Below are 2,443 nucleotides of genomic sequence, written 5' to 3'. Positions count from 1 at the left end.
TGTCGGCCAGCGTTTCGAGTTCGATATCCTTCATCAGCATGAACAGCACCAGATGCCGCTCGGTCAGCCGGCCGACGGTGCGCAGCATCAATTCGGCGCTGATCGGGTCGACGAAATCGGTGAAGACGATGACCAGCGAGCGCCGGTCGAGCTTCGCCGATAGCGTGGTCAGCGCCAGGGTGAAATTGGTTTCCTCGGTCGAATAGTCGATCTCGGCGGCGCGCTTCTGGATCATGGTGAAGCTCGGCGAGCCCCGCACCGCGCCGCTCGAAACGCGCGGCTTGGCGTCGAAGGAGAACAGGCTGACGAGATCGCCGCCTTTGAGCGCGATGAAGGCCGACAGGAGGGCCGCCGTCACCGCCCGGTCGACCTTCGGCACGCCGTCGACCGGCTCGCACATCAGCCGGCCGCTGTCGATGGCCAGAACGATGTTGTTGTTCTCCTCGATCCGGAACTCGCGCGCCAGAAGCCTGCCGTGGCGGGCGCTGCGCTTCCAGTCGATCATGCGCCGGCCCATGCCGGGCTGGTAGTCTTTCAGCGCCTCGAATTCGCGGCCCTGTCCAGCGCGCTTCTGGGTATGGCCGTCGGCAAGGGCCGAACGCTGCAAGAGCGTGATTGCCTCGTCGCGCGCGCTGGTGACATTAGGCAGTACCGCGACCTTGCGGTCGACCGGCAATATGACCTGGTTCCACACCAGCCCGAACGGGCCCTGCCAGCGCAGCCAGAGCCGGTCGAAGCTGGCGATGCCGCGGCGGATGGCCTCGAATTCGAGGTCGAGCGTGCCGCCATTGGCCGGCAGCGCGCCGCCTGTGCCGGCGACCGGCTGAACCCGCTGGTCATGCCCGATGCGCGCCTGCAGGCGCCGCAACTTTGCCCCGACACCGGCCGCGATGTGCAATGTGAAGCGCCCGCCGATGCCGACCTGCGGCGGCGCCGTCAGCGTGGCATCAAGCGAGGCGCGGCCTCTGCCCGCGGCCGCGTCCACCGCCAGGAAGGCAAGCAGGACGCAGATCCACAGCAGGCCGAGATACCACATAGAAGGCAGCGCGAGCGCGATCAGGAAGGCGGGGATCGCCCCCGCCGCCGCTGCCCAGACCGCTCGCCCGCTCGGATAGATCAACGCGGCGCTTCCGTATGGTCGACGAGGTCGGAGACGATCTGCTCGACAAGCCGCCCGTCGATCTGAGCGGCCGGCGACAGCACGACGCGGTGGCGCAGCGCCGGCACGGCCAGAGCCTTGACGTCGTCGGGGATGACATAGTTGCGGCCGTCGAGCGCCGCCCTGGCGCGCGCGGCTCTCGCCAGCATGGCGCCCGCGCGAGGGCTGGCGCCCACCTCCAGGTCAGGGCTTTCGCGCGTGCCGCGCACCAGCGCCGCGATATAGCCGACGACATCGCCGACCAGCGTGACGTCGCCGACGGTGGCAAGCGCCGCTTCCAGCGTCCTGCGGTCGGTCTGCGCCCTGATGCCGTATTGCCCGATATCGTGCGAGGCCGAGCCGCCGCCGTGGTTGACGATGATGGCGCGCTCTTCCGCAAGGTCCGGATAGCTCACCCGATGCTTGAACAGGAAGCGGTCGAGCTGAGCCTCGGGCAGCGGATAGACGCCCTGATGCTCGATCGGGTTCTGCGTTGCCACCACCATGAAATTCTGCCCGAGCGAATGCGTCGTGCCGTCGAAGGTGACGGCGTGTTCCTGCATGGCCTCGAGCAGGGCGGCCTGCGTCTTCGGCGGCGTGCGGTTGATTTCGTCGGCGAGCAGCAGATCGCAGAAGATCGGACCGCGCGTCAGCGTGAACTGCCCGGTCTGGAAATTGTAGATGTTGGCGCCGACGATGTCGCCGGGCATCAGGTCGGGCGTGAACTGGATGCGGCCATAGGCGACGCCCAGCGCCTGCGCGAAGCAGCGCGCCGTCATGGTCTTGGCGGTGCCCGGCGGGCCTTCGAGCAGGATATGCCCGCCGGCAAACAGCGCCGTCAGCATCAGGTCGACCGTGTCGTGCTGGCCGGTGATCGCTTTCGCCACTTCTTCCCTGATCGCGTTCGCCAAGGCCTTCACTTCATCGACGTTCACCGAGCCTCCTTGCCGTCCAGTCATGCAGCTGTTCGGCTGCTTCATGCATTGCTGCCAAATTGTTGGATTCGTTCGCGGCCTGGAAGCGCCGGGTGAAGCCGTGCGCCTCGCTTTTGTCGCGGGAATCGAGCCAGCGGTCGAGCGCCTCGCCCTGCAGCCCGTGCGGCGCGCCAAGCAGCGCGCCGGCGCGCTGCCGCACCAGCGTTGCATAGCGGTCGCCGAGGCCCTGCAACCGCCCGGCGCGCCTGAGCAGCGTCGCCGTGGTGTCGACCAGCGCCCGCTTGCCGAAGGCGATGGCGCGGCTTTCCGCCCTTGGCGGCCCGAAGCGGCCGAGCCCGTGCAGGAAGGCAAGGGCCGCCAAGGGCGGAAA

Annotated in this window: 2 protein-coding genes and 1 pseudogene; all 3 read right to left on the bottom strand. The window is 68.1% G+C overall.

Annotated features, from left to right (window positions below; translation table 11 throughout):
- Positions 1 to 1,120: DUF58 domain-containing protein (locus EOA28_RS32505; protein ID WP_148671004.1), on the bottom strand; the 1,120-nt coding region annotated here is incomplete at its 3' end.
- On the bottom strand, positions 1,117 to 2,073 hold the full coding sequence (locus EOA28_RS32500; RefSeq protein WP_127249963.1) for a MoxR family ATPase: 957 nt from the start codon (positions 2,071 to 2,073) through the stop codon (positions 1,117 to 1,119). The genes EOA28_RS32500 and EOA28_RS32505, both read right to left, overlap by 4 nt.
- Positions 2,060 to 2,443, bottom strand: a pseudogene (locus tag EOA28_RS32495) (DUF4350 domain-containing protein); the annotation flags it as partial. The gene EOA28_RS32500 and the pseudogene EOA28_RS32495, both read right to left, overlap by 14 nt.

The organism is Mesorhizobium sp. M2A.F.Ca.ET.067.02.1.1 (assembly GCF_004023285.1).
Classification (GTDB): domain Bacteria; phylum Pseudomonadota; class Alphaproteobacteria; order Rhizobiales; family Rhizobiaceae; genus Mesorhizobium.
This window is presented reverse-complemented; position numbering and strand designations above follow the sequence as displayed.